The 16,995-nt window shown below is 67.3% G+C and carries 17 protein-coding genes; 10 read left to right on the top strand and 7 right to left on the bottom strand.

The annotated features are described in order from the left end of the window. Positions 1 to 37: 37 nt before the first annotated feature. Positions 38 to 925: an NAD(P)-dependent oxidoreductase gene (locus tag DVT68_RS03210; protein ID WP_114823584.1), complete on the bottom strand. Its 888-nt coding sequence runs from the start codon at positions 923 to 925 to the stop codon at positions 38 to 40. A gap of 65 nt (positions 926 to 990) precedes the next feature. Next, positions 991 to 2,169, bottom strand: coding sequence for a BaiN/RdsA family NAD(P)/FAD-dependent oxidoreductase (locus DVT68_RS03215; RefSeq protein WP_114823585.1), 1,179 nt, complete (start codon positions 2,167 to 2,169; stop codon positions 991 to 993). Between the two features lie 110 nt (positions 2,170 to 2,279). Here DVT68_RS03215 and DVT68_RS03220 point away from each other — a divergent pair, with 110 nt between their 5' ends. Beyond that, positions 2,280 to 2,762, top strand: coding sequence for a YajQ family cyclic di-GMP-binding protein (locus tag DVT68_RS03220; RefSeq protein ID WP_114823586.1), 483 nt, complete (start codon positions 2,280 to 2,282; stop codon positions 2,760 to 2,762). Between the two features lie 49 nt (positions 2,763 to 2,811). On the opposite strand, the gene DVT68_RS03225 is transcribed toward DVT68_RS03220, so the two are convergent. Continuing rightward, positions 2,812 to 3,423 carry a DUF1345 domain-containing protein gene (locus DVT68_RS03225; RefSeq protein WP_114824367.1) on the bottom strand — a complete coding sequence of 204 codons (612 nt, stop codon included), beginning with the start codon at positions 3,421 to 3,423 and terminating at the stop codon, positions 2,812 to 2,814. A gap of 196 nt (positions 3,424 to 3,619) precedes the next feature. Continuing rightward, positions 3,620 to 3,895, bottom strand: coding sequence for a GNAT family N-acetyltransferase (locus DVT68_RS03230; RefSeq protein ID WP_114823587.1), 276 nt, complete (start codon positions 3,893 to 3,895; stop codon positions 3,620 to 3,622). A gap of 154 nt (positions 3,896 to 4,049) precedes the next feature. Between DVT68_RS03230 and DVT68_RS03235 the strand changes: the two genes are divergently transcribed. Both DVT68_RS03235 and DVT68_RS20400 read left to right on the top strand, forming a co-directional pair. Further along, a complete protein-coding gene (locus tag DVT68_RS03235) occupies positions 4,050 to 4,475 on the top strand; it encodes an OsmC family protein (protein ID WP_114823588.1) in 426 nt (141 codons plus the stop codon). An 89-nt stretch (positions 4,476 to 4,564) separates the two neighbouring features. Beyond that, positions 4,565 to 5,431: a peptidase associated/transthyretin-like domain-containing protein gene (locus tag DVT68_RS20400; RefSeq protein ID WP_158543447.1), complete on the top strand. Its 867-nt coding sequence runs from the start codon at positions 4,565 to 4,567 to the stop codon at positions 5,429 to 5,431. Positions 5,432 to 5,434: 3 nt separating this feature from the next. Here the strand turns inward: DVT68_RS20400 and DVT68_RS03250 are convergent, their stop codons facing one another. Next, positions 5,435 to 6,532: a 3-deoxy-7-phosphoheptulonate synthase gene (locus DVT68_RS03250; RefSeq protein ID WP_114823591.1), complete on the bottom strand. Its 1,098-nt coding sequence runs from the start codon at positions 6,530 to 6,532 to the stop codon at positions 5,435 to 5,437. A 249-nt stretch (positions 6,533 to 6,781) separates the two neighbouring features. Between DVT68_RS03250 and DVT68_RS03255 the strand changes: the two genes are divergently transcribed. From DVT68_RS03255 to DVT68_RS03280, 6 genes are all read left to right on the top strand, one after another. Further along, complete coding sequence (locus tag DVT68_RS03255) at positions 6,782 to 7,717, top strand: oxygenase MpaB family protein (RefSeq protein ID WP_114823592.1); 936 nt, start codon at positions 6,782 to 6,784, stop codon at positions 7,715 to 7,717. A gap of 110 nt (positions 7,718 to 7,827) precedes the next feature. Then, on the top strand, positions 7,828 to 9,696 hold the full coding sequence (locus DVT68_RS03260) for a 3'-5' exonuclease (RefSeq protein ID WP_233523322.1): 1,869 nt from the start codon (positions 7,828 to 7,830) through the stop codon (positions 9,694 to 9,696). A gap of 152 nt (positions 9,697 to 9,848) precedes the next feature. Beyond that, the gene (locus DVT68_RS03265; protein ID WP_158543448.1) at positions 9,849 to 10,595 is read left to right on the top strand and encodes an SH3 domain-containing protein; all 747 of its coding nucleotides are present in this window, start codon (positions 9,849 to 9,851) and stop codon (positions 10,593 to 10,595) included. Between the two features lie 279 nt (positions 10,596 to 10,874). Further along, positions 10,875 to 11,963 carry an aromatic ring-hydroxylating oxygenase subunit alpha gene (locus tag DVT68_RS03270; protein ID WP_114823594.1) on the top strand — a complete coding sequence of 363 codons (1,089 nt, stop codon included), beginning with the start codon at positions 10,875 to 10,877 and terminating at the stop codon, positions 11,961 to 11,963. Further along, entirely contained in the window at positions 11,960 to 13,273 is a 1,314-nt protein-coding gene (locus tag DVT68_RS03275) for an amino acid permease (protein WP_114823595.1), read from the top strand. Before DVT68_RS03270 ends, DVT68_RS03275 begins: the two co-directional genes overlap by 4 nt. A gap of 57 nt (positions 13,274 to 13,330) precedes the next feature. Continuing rightward, the gene (locus DVT68_RS03280) at positions 13,331 to 14,122 is read left to right on the top strand and encodes an SH3 domain-containing protein (protein WP_114823596.1); all 792 of its coding nucleotides are present in this window, start codon (positions 13,331 to 13,333) and stop codon (positions 14,120 to 14,122) included. A gap of 205 nt (positions 14,123 to 14,327) precedes the next feature. Here DVT68_RS03280 and DVT68_RS03285 read toward each other — a convergent pair whose 3' ends face one another. Continuing rightward, positions 14,328 to 14,819 carry a hypothetical protein gene (locus tag DVT68_RS03285; protein WP_114823597.1) on the bottom strand — a complete coding sequence of 164 codons (492 nt, stop codon included), beginning with the start codon at positions 14,817 to 14,819 and terminating at the stop codon, positions 14,328 to 14,330. A gap of 90 nt (positions 14,820 to 14,909) precedes the next feature. Here DVT68_RS03285 and trxC point away from each other — a divergent pair, with 90 nt between their 5' ends. After that, on the top strand, positions 14,910 to 15,347 hold the full coding sequence (gene trxC, locus DVT68_RS03290) for a thioredoxin TrxC (protein ID WP_114823598.1): 438 nt from the start codon (positions 14,910 to 14,912) through the stop codon (positions 15,345 to 15,347). Positions 15,348 to 15,350: 3 nt separating this feature from the next. Here the strand turns inward: trxC and DVT68_RS03295 are convergent, their stop codons facing one another. Further along, positions 15,351 to 16,910 carry a protein adenylyltransferase SelO gene (locus DVT68_RS03295; RefSeq protein WP_114823599.1) on the bottom strand — a complete coding sequence of 520 codons (1,560 nt, stop codon included), beginning with the start codon at positions 16,908 to 16,910 and terminating at the stop codon, positions 15,351 to 15,353. Positions 16,911 to 16,995 lie beyond the last annotated feature (85 nt).

A 16,995-nucleotide genomic window follows, 5' to 3' on the forward strand; every position in this document is an offset into this window, starting at 1 on the left:
CCGGGCATTCCGCGCAGGAGTGCGACTTCCTGCCGTGTCAGAGTCCGCGTTCGTCCAGGTGCGCGCGGCGCGCGGCCACCTGCGCCAGGATCGCCCAGTCCACGTCCTCGACGCCGGACGACAACGCCTCCAGCAGGTTGTCGCGCAGCAGGCCGGCCAGCGGTAGCGGGACGCGCGTGGCGTCGGCGGCGCTGAGCGCCAGCCCGATGTCCTTGTAGCCGAGCGGCAACGCGAATCCGGCCGGGCTGTAGCGCTGTTCGGCAATCAGCTTCGCGTAACCCTGATAGGCCGGCGCGGCGAACAGCGAACCCGTCATCACTTCGAGGAAGTCGGCGGCGCCGACGCCGTGCGCCCGCGCCAGCGCCGAGGCCTCGGCCATGCTCTCGATGGCGGCGCAGATCATGAAGTTGCCGGCAATCTTCACCACGTTGGCGCGTTCGGGCGCGTTGCCCAGCGGCCATACGCGACTGCCCATCGCTTCCAGCAAGGGGTGCACGCGCGCAACCACCGCGGGCTTGCCGGCCGCGAGGATATTGAGCCTGCCCGCGGCGGCGGCATCGGGGCGTCCAAAGACGGGGGCGGCCACGTATTCCAACCCGCGCTGCGCGTGTTCGGCCGCGATCTCCCGCGCCAGCGCGACGGAGATGGTGGCGTGGTTGACGTGCACCATGCCCTTGTCCATCGCATCGAGCAGGCCGTCCGTGAGGAAGACGTCGCGCACCGCCTGGTCGTTGGCCAGCATGCTGAACACCACATCGCCCAGCACGGCCCGGTCGGCGCTTTTGGCCACCTTGGCGCCCAGCGAGGCCAGCGGCTCCGTGGCCGCCGGGGAGCGGTTCCAGACGGTCACCTCGTGGCCGGCCTTGAGCAGGTTGCTGGCCATGGCGCTGCCCATCGCGCCGAGGCCGATAAAACCGACTTTCATGCGTCCATCCTCCTCGACATGAGGCGCGGGCAGTGGACCACGCGCCACGTACAGCCCACGCGAATTCAGACGACTTCGCCCGCGGCGTGCCCGGAGGCCCACGCCCACTGGAAGTTGTAGCCGCCCAGCCAGCCGGTGACATCGACCACTTCGCCGATGAAGAACAACCCCGGCGTCAGCTTCGACTGCATGGTGGAGGAGGACAGCCCGTCGGTGTCGACACCACCCAGGGTTACCTCGGCGGTACGGTACCCCTCGGTGCCGCTGGCGACGATCGGCCAGTCGTGCAGTTGTCCGCCGATGGCGGCAAGTTCCGCCTCGCGGTACTGGCGCATCGGGCGGCTGTCAAACCACAGCTCGCACAGGCGCTGAGCCAGGCGCCGCGGCAGTGCATCAGCCAGCACGTTCTTCAATTCGGCCGCCGGACGGGAACCACGCTGCGCCTGCAGCCAGGCGCCGGCGTCCATGTCGGGGAGCAGGTCGATGCGCAGGTCGTCTCCCGGCTGCCAATAGGAAGAGATCTGCAGGATCGCCGGGCCGCTGATGCCCCGATGGGTGAACAGCATGCCGGCGCGGAAAGAGCGCTTCCCCACGCGCGCCTCGACCATGGGCAAGGCCACGCCGGCCAGGTCCTCGTAGCGCTCCTGGTGCTTGCCGCTCAACGTCAACGGCGCCAGTCCTGCCCGCGTCGGCAACACGTTGTGGCCGAACTGGCGCGCCAGCTCATAGCCCAGGCCGGTGGCGCCCATGCTGGGAATGGACAGGCCGCCCGTCGCCACCACCAGCGACTGCGCGTGCACTTCGCCGCGTGCGGTGTGCACGCTGAACCCCTCGTCCGTCTTGCGCACGCGATCGACACCGCAGTTGGCCTCGACACGCACGCCGGCCTGCGCGCATTCATCCATCAGCATGCGTACGATCAGCTTGGACGATTCATCGCAGAACAGCTGGCCCAGTTCCTTCTCGTGGTAGGCGATGCGGTGTTTCTCCACCATCGCGATGAAGTCCCACGGCGTGTAGCGCGCCAACGCCGACTTGGCGAAGTGCGGGTTGGCCGAGAGATAGCAGCCGGGCGTCACGCCAAGATTGGTGAAATTGCAGCGCCCACCGCCGGACATCAGGATCTTCTTGCCGACCTTGTTGGCATGGTCGACCACCAGCACGTCGCGCCCGCGCTGGCCGGCGGTGATCGCGCACATCAGCCCGGCGGCGCCGGCGCCAATGATCAGTACATCCACTTTCACGCGCCCACCACCATCTCGGCCTGCTCCAGGTCTCGCAAGTCGCGCATTATCCGACAGCCGGCGCCATATCGCTTAAACTCGGCCCTTCCAAATGCATACGGACCGCCACCATGCCCTCCTTTGACGTCGTCTCCGAAGTCGACAAGCACGAGCTGACCAATGCCGTGGACCAGGCCAACCGCGAGCTGGCCAACCGCTTCGACTTCAAGGGCACGGACGCGAAATTCGAGCTGGACAAGGAAGTGATCACCCAGAGCGCGCCCAGCGAATTCCAGCTGGAGCAGATGCTGGACATCCTTCGCGGCCGCCTGACCTCGCGGAAGATCGACATCCGCGCGCTCGATGTCGGTGATGCGGAAACCAACCTCGGCGGCTCGCGCCAGAAGATCACCGTCAAGCAGGGCATCGAGCAGCCGATCGCCAAGAAGCTGGTGGCCACGCTGAAAGAGGCCAAGCTCAAGGTCGAGGCCCAGATCAACGGCGACAAGCTGCGCGTCACCGGCAAGAAGCGCGACGACCTGCAGCTGGCCATGGCGGCGCTGCGCAAGGCCGATGTGGAACTGCCGTTGCAGTTCGACAATTTCCGCGACTGATGGCGAACCACCATCGCCGCGGACTTTGCCGGCGTGACGGGCGGATAGCCTAACCCGCCAATCCCGCGGCGATATTCACGCTCATGGCGATGATGAACACGTTGAAGAAGAACGCGATCACGCTGTGCAGCAGGGCCACGCGGCGCAGGTAGCGGCTGGTGATCTGCACGTCGGACACCTGGAAGGTCATGCCGATCACGATCGCGAAATAGGCGAAGTCCCAGTAGTCGGGCTGTGGCGTGCTGGGGAACTCCAGCCCCTCGTGCTTCTGGCCGAAGTCACCGTAGTAGCCGTGCGCGTAGTGCAGCGCGAACATCACGTTGAGGAACAGCCACGACAGCACGATGCTGGCGGCGGAAACCAGCAGGGCCTGGGCGCCGCCACTCCTGGCCGCGCCCAGCTCGGTGGTCAACGCCAACGCCACCACCGCGGTGAGCGCCAGGCCTGTCCACAACACGCCCCAGCGCCCGGTGTCCTGCCTTCGAGCCTGGTCGCGCATCAGCTCGGGCGTGGAGGTGCGATTGAACAGCAGCGCGAGCGTCATCAAGTAGATCAACGCGCCCAGGTCGAAGCCCAGCAGCAGGGCCTTGGCCGGCTTCAGATGCCAACCCTGCCACAAGGTCAGCCCGACGATCAGGAACACCACGGCGGACATGGCCATGCGTGGCCGCGCGCGCAGGCCGGGGAACCGAAGGGGGCGATTTTTGCTGGAACCGGCGGGCGCCGGTAGCTTTCCGTTCGGCACGTTCATGCCGGCGTACGACACATCGTCAAGGCGATCACTCCGATGACCCGGCGGCGGGCCCGGCCATCTTAATCGCTATCGGCCCATGGCAGGCCAGGTGGAAGGCGAAGCGTCAGACGTGCAGGTCCGAATACTCCGGATGGCGCTTCATCCAGATTTCCGAATAGGAACAAGCCGGATCCACCTTCCAGTGTTCGAACCGCGCCGTGTCCAGCGCGGTACGCACCAGGTTGGAGGCGATGCCGCGACCGCCAACGGCCGACGGCACAATGGTATGGGTAATGGTCATCACGCCGTTCTCCAGCGTGTAATCGAGCACGCAGGGAACACCATCCACCTTGACTTCGAAACGGTGGGTTGTCGGGTTGTGGTTGATCTCGGCGGACATGAAACGCTCACGCGGGCGGTGGAAGCGCGCAAGCGTAGAACAGACGCCAGCGAACCGCACGTGAAGGCAGCGCCGCGCGGCATTCGCATTTCATGGATGGGCGCCTCGGCACACTGGCGCCCATGAGCGCACTGCCGCGCCACGGGGATCACCCATGAAGAAGACCGCTTCCGCCGCCTGGTCCGGTGGCCTCAGGGAAGGCTCGGGCATCGTGTCCACAGGCACCGGCGTGTTGCACGACGCGCCCTACGGCTTTCATTCGCGCTTCGAGGATGGGCCGGGCACCAACCCCGAGGAATTGCTGGGCGCCGCTCACGCAGGCTGCTACACCATGGCGCTCGCCGCGGGGCTCGAGCAAGCCGGCTTCACACCTGCGCGCGTCGAGACCAAGGCGGTAGTGACGCTCGACAAGGATGGCGACGGCTTCGCCATCACCACGGTTGAGCTCATCTCACGCGCCGTGGTGCCGCGCATCGACGTGGCGACCTTCGACAGCATCGCGCAGGCCACCAAGGAAGGCTGCCCTGTCTCCAAGGTGCTGAAAGCCCGCATCACGCTCGACGCGCGGCTCGAAGGCTGAGCATCAGCGCGGCTGTCATCCATCGACTTCCCAGCGCGTTCGAAGACGGGCCATGCCTGCATGGCGCCCTTTCCTCGTCAGGACATGCTGTGAAGATCACCTGGAATCGACGCCACTTCTTGCAGGCGTGCCTGGGCGGCGTCGCCACCCTGCCCTTCGTCCGCGTTGCGCGCGCCCTGCCCGATGGACGCCCCGCGTGCAAGCTGAGCCCCGAACAGACGGAAGGTCCGTACTACCTGGACCGCGCCTTGCTGCGCCAGGACATCACCGAAGGCAGGAGCGGCCTGCCGCTGGCGCTGCATTTCGAGATTCTCGACAGCCGCACCTGCCGGCCGCTGAGCGGAACGGCGCTGGAAATCTGGCATTGCGACGCGCAAGGCCTGTACTCCGGATTCACCGCCATGTCCGCGGGTGGCCCGGGCATGGGGCCACCGCCGCCGGGACCGCCTCCGGGTGGCATGGGACCACCACCGGGATCACCGCCGGGCGGCATGCCGCCGGGTCCGCCGCCTGGCATGGGCGGCCCGGGACGCGGGGCGCCACCACGCAGCGTCGCCACCGACGAGCTCACCTTCCTGCGCGGCGTGCAGATCGCCGATGAGCGCGGACGCGTGGACTTCCACACCATCTGGCCCGGCTATTACGCCGGGCGCACCAACCACATCCATCTCAAGCTGCACGTGGGCGGCCAGATGCAGGATGGCCATTACCGTGGCGGGCAGGTGGTGCACACCGGGCAACTGTTTTTCCCCGAGTCGGCCAGCCTCGCCGCGATGGCGGACGCACGTTACGGGCGTCATGGCCTGGAGCGCATCACGCTGGATCAGGACAACGTCTATGCCACCCAGCGCGGCAGCACGTCGGTGGCCACGCTGTCCGCCGATCAAGGCGTGCAGGTGGCGCTGCTGACGCTCGCGGTGGATCCCAGCGGCCACACCCGCGAAGGCCGGGACTGACGCTCAGCAACCTGACGCCAACCGAGCCGGACGCGCCGCAGCGCGCTCGGCCGCGCGGCGCGAACGGACGGCGGCGGCAAGCCGCTCGAGCACCTCGACCGACGCGGCCCAGTCGATGCAGCCGTCGGTGATGCTCTGGCCGTAAAGCAACGGCTCGCCTGGCACGAGATCCTGCCGGCCGCCGACCAGATGGCTCTCCACCATCACACCCACGATGCGACGCTCGCCGCCCGACAGTTGCACCGCGATGTCGTCGATCACGCGAGGCTGGTTTTCCGGCTGCTTGCTGCTGTTGGCGTGGCTGGCGTCGATCATCACTTGCCCGGTCAGTCCTGCGCGCGCGATGGCCGAGCAGGCGGCGTCGACACTCGCGGCATCGTAGTTGGGCGTCTTGCCGCCGCGCAGGATCACGTGGCAATCCTCATTGCCGGTCGTCGCCGCAATGGCGGTCTGTCCTTCCTTGGTGACCGCCATGAAATGATGCGGCTGCGATGCGGCCTGCACGGCGTCAACGGCGATCTTCACGTTGCCGTCCGTGCCGTTCTTGAAGCCCACCGGGCAGGACAGTCCCGACGCCAGTTCGCGATGCACCTGGCTCTCGGTGGTGCGTGCGCCGATCGCGCCCCAGGCCACCAGGTCGGCGATGTATTGCGGCGTGACCATGTCGAGGAATTCGCAACCCGCCGGCAGGCCAAGCTCGTTGATGTCACGCAGCAGTCCGCGCGCCAGCCGCAGGCCCTTGTCGATCTGGAAACTGCCATCCAGGTCAGGATCGTTGATCAGCCCCTTCCATCCCACCGTGGTGCGCGGCTTCTCGAAATACACGCGCATCACGATCTCCAGTTCGCCCGCATGGCGCAGGCGCAGTTCGACCAGACGCTCGGCGTATTCCAGCGCGGCGGCCGTGTCATGGATCGAGCACGGGCCGATCACCACCGCCAGGCGGTCGTCGCGGCCGGCCAGGATGCGATGCAAGGCTTCGCGCGAGGAGGCGACGGTGTGGGCGGCGCGCGCGCTCATCACGCAATCGCGCATCACCTCGGCCGGCGTGCTGAGCGTGGTGATGGCGCGGATGCGCAAATCGTCAGTGGAGGGGTTCACGGTGGGGCTCCTGTCGGGGGTTCCACTCGCGACCCAAGAAAAAGGCCGCCAGTGGTTGGGCTGGCGGCCTTTTGGGATCTGGTGTCGTGTCGTTCAGGACATTCGAGACCAACCCTCCGCCAGCGGCATCGGATAGCCGTAAAACCAAAAATACTGGCGGGCGGTGTGGTTGATCATGGCCGCTAGAGATAACACAGGCTTTTCGCGGGTGCAAAGGATGCATTTGCAACCAAGCGATACACTCCGCGCATGCGAACACCTTGGCAATTGCTCGCCCTGCCCGCCCGTGAACCGATCCGGCGCTGGGTGCTCAGTGCGTTTCCGCGCGGCGGTGGCGGCCACGTCGACTACGACCAGCCGCTGGGCGATCCGGGAATTTTCGGTCCGCACAGCGCCACCTGGCGCGTGCATGCGGACTTTCCGGGAATGCTCTCTGGCGGCCTCGCCGCACTGATGTTGCAGACCCTGCATCCGCTGGCGCTGGCCGGCGTGTGGGATCACTCCAATTTTCGCGAAGATCTGGTCGGCCGCCTGCGCCGCACGACGTCGTTCGTCAGCGGCACCACCTATGCGCCGCGCGACCAGGCGCAGGCCTTGATCGAGCGCGTGAGGAACATTCACGCGCAGGTGCGTGGTGTCGCCGAGGATGGACGTCCATACGCGGCGGACGATCCTCACCTTCTGACCTGGGTGCATGTCACCGAGGCGTACAGCTTCCTGCAAGGCTATCGACGCTACAGCCGCATCACCTTGCCGGCGGGCGCGGCTGATCGCTACTACGACGAAGTGCGCCGTGTCGCCGAGGCGCTGGGCGCGCGCGAGGTACCCGCATCGGAGGCGCAGATCCATGCCTACTTCCGGCGCATGCGATCTGAACTGGTGTTCAGCGCCCGCTCGCGCACGGTGCTGGACGTGCTCTCGCGAGTGCGCTTGCCGGTGCGTATCGCTGGACTTTCACGCGATGTGTTCCTGCAAGCCGGCGCGGCGCTGTTGCCGGCGTGGGCCGAGATATTGCTGGAACGCTCGCCCCTGCAGCGGGCGCAGGCCCGGCTCGCTGCGCGCGCGCTGGCATCGGTGGCGCCGATGTTCCGCATGGCCCTGCACGACGGCATCGCCAGCCGCGCTTGCGCGCGCGTCGGCGTCTCGGCCGAGTCGCTGCAACATTGGCAGGGTATCGGCCCGTAGCCATAAGTGCGTCGTGGCGCCGATGAAAAGACACGATCGCGCCACGCCGCGAGATTGACACCCCGCGCCGATCCGCTAACGTCGCCGGATCGGAACGCCAGGGGGCCACGGTGGCGACGCTCATTCCTTCCCGCAACAGCTGCCTGCCGCGCATGACCGGCGGCGAGAAGCGCCTGTCCGAGCGACTGGAACAGAAGCTCGAGGACGACTACCTGCTGTGGTACGACGTGGCGATCGGGCCGCGCCAACGCCGCCCCGACTTCATCGTGTTCCACCCGCGCCGTGGCCTGCTGGTGCTGGAGGTGAAGGACTGGAAGCCCGGGACCATCCAGCACGCCGACCGCACGCTGTTCACCCTGCTCACCGGCAACAGCAGCGTGAAGGAGCACAACCCGCTGATGCAGGCGCGCGACTGCGCCAGCGAGGTCTACAAAGTGCTGGCGCAGGACCCGGCGCTGCGCCACCGGCCCGGCCACACCTACGAGGGCAAGCTGCTGATGCCGTGGGGCTATGGCGTGGTGCTCGCCAACATCAGCCGCAAGCAGTTCGACGCCGGTCAGCTGGACGCCGTGATTCCTTCGCACCTGGTGATCTGCCAGGACGAGATGTTCGAGTCGGTGGAGCCGGAGGCCTTCCAGGAGCGGTTGTGGGCGATGTTCCCGCAGGTGTTTCCCACCGCGCTCACGCTGCCGCAGATCGACCGCGTGCGCTGGCACCTGTTCCCCGAAATCCGCGTGGAACCCGGCGAGGGTCAGTTCGGCCTGTTCGGCGCGCAGGCGCAAAGCAGCACAAAGGTTGCGATCCCCGACCTGATCAAGGTGATGGACGCGCAGCAGGAGCTGCTCGCCCGCTCGCTGGGCGACGAGCACCGCATCATCCACGGCGTGGCGGGCTCCGGCAAAACCATGATCCTTGGGTTTCGCGCGATGCATCTGGCGCGCGCGCTATCGAAGCCGATCCTGGTGCTCTGCTACAACAAGACGCTCGCCGCGCGACTGGAACAGCTCATGGGCGAGCGCGGTTTGAGCGACAAAGTGCAGGTGTACAACTTCCACAAGTGGTGCCGCAGCATGCTCACGGCGTACCACGTGCCGTTGCCGCCCAATGGAAAGCACTTCGCCGAGCAACTGCCGCCCGCGGTGATCGCCGGCGTGGACAGCGGGCAGATCCCGCGTTTCCAGTATGGCGCGGTGCTGGTCGACGAAGGCCACGACTTCGAGCCGGAGTGGTACAAGCTGATCGTGCAGATGATCGACCCCAACACCAACTCGCTGCTGGTGCTGTACGACGACGCGCAGAACATCTACGGGCAGTCCAGCCGCAAGCAGCTCAGCTGGAAGAGCTTGGGCGTGCAGGCGCAAGGCCGCACCACCATCCTCAAGCTCAACTACCGCAACACGCTGGAGATCCTGGCGGTGGCGCGCGGCTTCGCCAACGAACTGCTGTTCGAGCGACCCGAGGACGACGACAGCGTGCCGCTGATTGCGCCGGAGAGCGCCGGCCGCCGCGGCGCCCTGCCGGAGCTGATCCGCGTCGAGCGCCAGGAGGACCAGCTGCCGGCGATCATCCAGCGCCTGCGCGATGAACAGGCCGGCGGCCGACACCTGTCGGACATGGCGGTGATTTTCCGCAACAGCTGGGAAGGCGAAAAACTGCACGAGGCATTGCAGCGCGCCAACATTCCCAGCCGCCTGGCCGAAGGCAACGGCAAGAGCGCGCTGTTCGTGGTCGATGACACGGTGAAGCTGGTCACCATGCACTCCAGCAAGGGGCTGGAGTTCCCGCTGGTGGTCATCCCTGGCCTGGGTTCGCTGCCCAAGCCGGGCAAGGACGAGGCCGACGAGGCGCGCCTGCTGTACGTCGCGATGACGCGCGCGACGGAACGGCTGGTGATGATCCATCACGAGGACTCGGTCTTCAGCCAGCGCATCCGCAACTCGATCAACGACGTTCAGGGACAATTGGCGGAAGTCGCCTGACAGCTGCGGCGTTTTCGTTCGGTTGTTCTTCCTGAAGGGCAATCGGCGCGCTTACACAGGATTGACAACGCGTTCTCGCAGCCGGGGGTCTCATGGGGTCGCATACCCACGAGAGACTTGCGATGAGAAATTTTCCTTGCGCGATTCTGCTCATGTTGGCGATGACGGGCCCGGCCGCGGCGCAGGGCGCCAACGGCGTGATCACCTCGGACGTCGACCTGTACGCCGGCCCCGACGTCGGTTATCCCGCCGTCGCCGGATTGCCTGCGGGCACGCCCGTGGACATCCAGGGCTGCCTCGAAGGGTGGAACTGGTGCGACGTGATCACCATGGACACTCGCGGCTGGGTGGCGGGCACTTTCGTGCAGTACACCTACGAGGACCAGCCCGTGATCGTGGCCGATTACGGGCCGCGCATCGGCATCCCCATCGTGGCGTTCGCCATCGGCGCGTACTGGGATCACTACTACCGCGACCGGCCGTTCTACCGGGACCGCGATCGTTGGTACAGCCACCCCATCGAGTCACGTCCACCGCCGCGCCCACCGGGATGGCGGGAGGCAGACCGCGGCAATCATGATCGCGCGCCGCCGGCTTCGGCTCACCTGGCGCCGGCTCCCGTCCATCAACCCAATGCTCCAGCCATGCAGCCCATGCCATCTGCTGGCTATCGACCGCAGCCGGAACGAGCGCAGGAGTACCGACCGGCATCGCCCAACTACCGGCCGGCGCCCGCCGCCAACCGACCACCGCCCGTCGAGGGCCACGGCCAGCCAGTACAAGGTCCAGGCGCCCATCCTTCGGGGCAGGTGCAGCGTCCGCCTCAGGGTGACCACCATGAGGGCCAGAAGCAGGCGCCACATCCGCAACCCAAGAAAGACGAAGATAGCGGGCACTGAGCAATCCTTATCCCTCCAAGGAAGCCGCGGCCCAACCGCGGCTTCTTTGCGCAAGGCTCGCCTCGCCCACTGGCGACAGGCGGCGCCAGACCAGTCTTATCCGGAAAAACCGCGATTCCTGGCCGCTTCCCGATCCAGCCGAGCTTGCGCGACGTTTGCCCTGATGCGAGGCGCAGGGCCAGCTGGCGGTGCTGGTCTGAAATCAGGCCGCATAGCCCCCTTCCCGCACCGTGGCGGGCCGACCCATACTCGGCCAAAACCACTGCCGGACGTTGATCCATGCGTGATCTGCTCGAAGCCCCTGCCCTTGCCTCGCAGCCGCTCGATCACGCCCTCACTTTGCCCGCCCGCTTCTATACCGACCCGCGCATGGCCGCCTGGGATGCGCGCGCGATCTTCGCGCGCAGCTGGCAGCTGGTATGCCACCAGACGCAGGTGTCCGGCGTGGGCGACCACGTGGTGACCGAGATCGCCGGCCTGCCTCTGCTGGTGGTGCGCGGCGAGGACGGCGCGATTCGTGCGTTCCACAACGTGTGCCGCCATCGCGCCGGGCCCATCGCGAGCTGCGACGGCCGCGGCGCCAAGGCGCTGCGCTGCCGTTACCACGGTTGGACCTACGGCCTGGATGGCGTGCTGCGTGGCGCCCCGGAAATGGGCCGCACGCCTGACTTCAATCCCTCCGACATCCGCTTGCCGGAAGTGCGCGTGCAGGTATGGCAGGGACTGGTGTTCGTCGCCATCGGCGAGGCGCCGCCATTCGCCGAACTGGTGGCCGGCATCGACGAACGCCTCGGCGCGGACCGCTCGCTGGAAGGCTACGTCTTCCATCACCGCGCCAGCTACGACGTGGCGTGCAACTGGAAGGTGTACGTGGACAACTACCTTGAGGGCTACCACGTGCCGCACATCCATCCGGGCCTCAACAGCCTGCTGGACTACCGCAGCTACATCACCGAGACGGCGCAGTGGTATTCGTTCCAGTACAGCCCGCTGGAAAGCGCCAGCGACCTCTACGGCAGCGGCGAGGCGCTGTACTACTTCATCCATCCCAACACCATGCTCAACATCCTGCCCGGCCGCCTGCAGACCAATCGCGTGTTGCCGCTCGGCGTGGATCGCTGCCGCGTGGAGTTCGACTTCTACTACCGGCCGGACCACAGCGACGAAGCGCAGGCGCGGCGCGCCAGGGACGTGGAATTCAGCGACGAAGTGCAGGATGAGGACGTGACCATCTGCGAGGATGTGCAGCGTGGCCTCGCCTCCGGTTCGTACGAAGCCGGAAGGCTGAATCCGCTGCGCGAGAACGCCGTGCACCACTTTCATGAGCTGGTGCGCCGCGGCTACCGCGAGGCGCTCGCCGACGCATGAGCACGCCCCCGCGGGTGATTGGTTTGTGGACGCTGATCGCATTGGTGATCGGCAACATGATCGGCTCGGGCATCTTCGTGTTGCCGGCGGCGATGGCGCCATTCGGCGCAGCCAGCCTGCTCGGCTGGGGCATCAGCGTGGGAGGCGCGCTGGCGCTGGCGATGGTGTTTGCGTGGCTGGCGCGCAGCATTCCGAACCATGGCGGCCCCTACGCCTATGCGCGACGCGCCTTCGGCGACGGCGTCGGCTTTCTGGTGGCCTGGAGTTACTGGGTGTGCACGTGGTCGGCCAACGCGGCGATCGCGGTGGCCTTCACCGGCAGTCTCGGCGCGCTCTGGCCAGCGGCTACGGCCACACCGCTGCGCAGCGGGCTGTGTGCGCTCGGCGCACTGTGGCTGTGCAACGGCATCACGCTCAGCGGCGTGCGCGAGGCCGGTCGCGTCGCTGTGCTGACCACCCTGCTCAAGCTGGTCCCGCTGCTGGTATTCGGCGTGCTGGGCCTGGCTGCGCTGCACGCCGGCGCCTACCGACCGTTCAATCCGAGCGGCATGCCACTGCCGCAGGTGGCGCTGTCCACGGCCACGCTCGCCCTGTGGGCGATGCTGGGACTGGAGACGGCCACGGTGCCAACGGGCGTGGTGATCGACCCGCAGCGCACCGTGCCGCGCGCCACGGTGATAGGCACGCTCGTCGCAGGCCTGGCCACCATGCTGACCTGCACTGTCGTAATCGGATTGCTGCCTGGCGGCGCGCTTGCCACGTCCGCCGCGCCCATGGCCGCGGCGGCCACGCAGGTATGGGGACCGCAGGCCGGCGTCGCGCTGGCGGTCGTGGCGGCAGTGTCCTGCTTCGGCACACTCAACGGCTGGGTGTTGCTGGTCTCGCAGACCACCCTGGCCACCGCGCAGGATGGCCTGTTTCCCCGCGCATTCGCGCGCATCAACCGACACGGCACGCCGTGGATCGGGCTGCTGGTGAGCGGCGCTCTCACCAGCGCGCTGATCGCCACCAACTACACCCGATCGCTGGTGGCCTTGTTCACCTTCATGATCCTGCTGTCCACCGCCACGACCCTACTGCCGTATCTGGTGACCACGCTGGCCTGGTGGCGGCTTGAGGGACGTGGCGCGCACTGGCTGAGACGGCTGGTCGCCATGGCTGCGCTGGCGTTCAGCCTGTGGGCGCTGGCCGGCGCTGGAGCAGAGCCATTGTTGTGGGGTCTCGTGTTGCTGGCGGCCGGATTGCCCATCTACGCGTGGCAGCGACGCCGCATGGTCGGTACTGCCCGGGTGCAGTCCCCCTCTCATTGACGGCCCCTTCGCGTCACGCGAGCTCTCATCGAGTCGTAGCTGCAGGAACGCACGTCGATGAAGCGGTTCATATGGCTGCTGATTGCTGTCCTCGGCCTGTCCACACCAGCGTTCGGGCAGGTCGGCAACGGCGTGGTCACCACCTTTGTGGATCTTTATGCCGGCCCGGATGTCGGGTTCCCGGTTGTTGCGCAGCTGCCCGCTGGCACCAGCGTCTCGATCATGGGATGCACCGCCGGATGGGGTTGGTGCGACGTGGCGACCCTGGGCATGCGCGGCTGGGTGGCGGGCACCTTCGTGCAGTACACCTACCAGAACCAACCCGTGATCGTGACCGACTACGGCGCCAGCATCGGCATACCGATCGTCACGTTTGCGATCGCAGACTACTGGGGCAGGTACTACAGCAACCGGCCGTTCTACGGGAACCGGGCGTACTGGTACAACCGTCCGTACATGCCACGGCCACCGCCCCGCCCACCCGTGCGGCCACCGGTCCATCCTGTGCCTCTGCAACGTCCGGGCTATCAGCCGCCGCAGGGTTATCGCCCGCCTCAAGGCTACCGCCCGCCGCAGGGCTATCAACCGCCGCATGGCGCCCGTCCGCCACCTCCCACCAACCGGCCGCCGCAAGGCAACCGGCCGCCCCCCAATCAGCGACCGCCGAACCAGGGCCCGCGGCCAGCAGGAAGCTCAAATCCGCAGGGCCAGGGCGGACCACGGCCGCAGGGTCAGGAGGGACAACGTCCGCCGGGCCAGGGCGGACAGCGCCCACCCGGCCAAGGTGGCAACCAGCGCCCGCAGCAGCGTCCGCCGCCTAAGAATGATTCCGGCGGCGGAGGCGGCTGAGCGCGTTGCCCGGGAGCCACGCGCCTGCGATTGCCCACGACTTGCTGTCGGGCAGGCCAGCAGCTCACCGGCGATCGCCTGGCCGCGATGTTCCCGACACGGGCCCACTCGATGGCGCTGTCGCGCACGGTTGGCGTGAACTGGACGGGCAGCCCTGCAGCGACGGCGAGGTTTTCCCGCGAAAGCGCATGCCCCCCCTGCGCGGCTACCGCCTGTTGACCTTCTGCGCACAGCCGGCATCGTCGCCGCGCGACCGCCACGGCCACCAGCCGGCGCCGTGGCGCGCGTAGTGGTCGGCTGCGCGCTCGAAGCGATTGCGCGCGCTGATGCCGCCGCACAGCGCGTACATCGGCAGGAACAGCGGCCCCAGCACCATGTACTGATACACGTGCGCGCGTTCGTGGTCGGCCAGCGAAATGCGTGGTTCGTCGTCCAGCCCGGCGCGATGCGCGTAGGTGTAGCAGGGCGTATCCAGTTCGTCGCCGGTGTGCAGGATCACGTTGCCCAGGGTGAGCGCGCCTCCCGGACCGGGCCAGGGCACGCGTCGGAACACCAATGCGCATTCCCGCTGACGCCACTGCGGACGTGCGCCCCAGGCCAGGCAGGCCAGGCCGGCCAGCAGGCCCAGCAGGCTGTTGGGCAAGGTCCAGCAGGCGCCGAGCAGGAGGGCTGCGCGCAACGCACCGCTTCGCTTCATCAGGGCGCTCCAGGTAAGCCGGCAACCTTGTGCGACGCTGCCGCGGACACCATCTCTGCGGCCATCGAGTCTTTACCGACGGAGCCCGCCATGTCCACCACCCTGGACGTTCCCTGCCCCCATTGCGGCGCGCTCAATCGCGTACCGTCCGAACGGCTGGGCGAGGCGCCCGTGTGTGGCCGGTGCAAGCAGCACTTGTTCGAGGGCGCGCCGGTAACCCTGACCACCGCCAACTTCGATGCGATCGCCGGACGTGGCGACCTGCCCGTGGTGGTGGATTTCTGGGCGCCGTGGTGCGGCCCCTGCCGCGGCTTCGCGCCGGTGTTCAGCGACGCCGCGCGCAGCCTCGAACCGCAGCTGCGCCTAGCCAAGGTGGATACCGAGGCGCAGCCGGCGCTTGCCCAACGTTTCGGCATCCGCAGCATCCCCACCCTGCTCGTGCTGCGCGGCGGCCGCGAAATCGCGCGCCAGGCTGGCGCGCTCAATCCGGCCCAGCTGCGGCAGTTCCTCGCCGGCGCGCTCGCCTGACGCTCAGGAACTGCAAGAGAGCATCGAACATCCCGCCTTGTGCACGGCCCAATCCGGACGCTTGCGCGCAAAGCGCTCGCGTCCGGGCTGCTCGTCGTACGGGCGCCGCATGACCTCAAAAAGTTCGTCGATGCCCGCGTAGTCACCCTGCGTGGCGCGATCGATCGCCTCCTGCGCCAGGTAGTTGCGCAGCACGTAGCACGGGTTGGCGGCGCGCATGCGCGTACGCCGCTGATCGGCGCTCAGCGGGTCGGCGGACAGGCGCGACGCATACCGCGCCAACCAGGCTTGAAAGGCCGGCTCGGACTGCACTCGCTTGCCTTCGTCGTAGAAGGATTCGCGCAACGGCTCGAACTCCAGCGCCGCCGAATCGAGTTCACCCAGCGCGCGGAAGAACAGCGTCATGTCGACCTCGGCCTCGGCCAGCAGGACATGCAGGTCGCGCATCAGCGTGACATCGTCATCCTGGCACTCGGCGAGGCCCAGCTTGGCGGCGATGTCGCTGCGATCCGCCTGGGCATACGTCGCCGCATAACGGTCCAGTCCCGCCTGCAACAGCTCGGTTCCGCTGAACAACGGCGACAGGGCCATGGCCAGCCGGCTCAGGTTCCACCAGGCCACGTTGGGTTGCTGGCCAAAGCGGTAGCGACGCTGGCCAGCGTCGGTGGTGTTGGGCGTCCAGTCGGGATCGAAGTTGTCGACCCAACCATAGGGACCATAGTCGATGGTGAGCCCGAGGATGGACATGTTGTCGGTGTTCATCACGCCGTGCACGAAGCCCACGCGCATCCAGTGCGCCACCATCACCGCCGTGCGCTCGCACACCTGGGCAAACCATTCGGCATACAAGGCCTCGCCTTGGCCCTCCAGTGCGGGATAGTCACGGGCGATGGTGTAGTCGACCAGTTGCTTCAGCAGCGCGATGTCGCCGCGGGCCGCGGGCAGCTCGAAGTTGCCGAAGCGGATGAATGACGGCGCCACGCGGCACACGATGGCGCCGGGCTCTTCCTCGGGATGCCCGTCATAGAACATGTCGCGCACGACCAGATCGCCAGTCACCACCAGACAGAGCGCGCGCGTGGTCGGCACGCCCAGGTGATGCATCGCCTCGCTGCACAGGAACTCGCGGATGGATGAGCGCAGCACCGCACGACCATCCGCGCCGCGCGAATAAGGCGTGCGCCCCGCGCCCTTCAACTGCAATTCCCAGCGCTCACCGGCGGCATTCAGCAGCTCGCCCAGCGAGATCGCCCGCCCGTCGCCCAACTGGTCCGCCCACACGCCGAACTGATGCCCGCCATAGTTCGCCGCCCAGGGTTCCATGCCGTCCAGCAGCGCATTGCCGCCGAAAACCGAGGCGAACTCGGGGCTGGCCACGTCGGTCTCATCCAGGCCGAGCCGCGCGGCCATTTCACGCGACCAGGCCACCACCCGTGGCGCGGCGACCGGCGTGGGCGTCACGCGCGAAAAAGCCGCACCCAGCACAGGGCGTTGCCAGATGCCCCGGTCCGGATCGCCGGGAAGCTCGCGAATGAACGAATTGTCGAAGGGCATCGAACGCATGCGTTAGAAAAGCTTTTTTAAGAGATGGTGTTACGAGGCCATCCTGATAGCACGTCGAGACTGCAGATTTCTGCGGCAAACCCGT

The sequence above is a fragment of the Dyella solisilvae genome (genome assembly GCF_003351225.1).
Classification (GTDB): Bacteria; Pseudomonadota; Gammaproteobacteria; order Xanthomonadales; family Rhodanobacteraceae; genus Dyella; species Dyella solisilvae.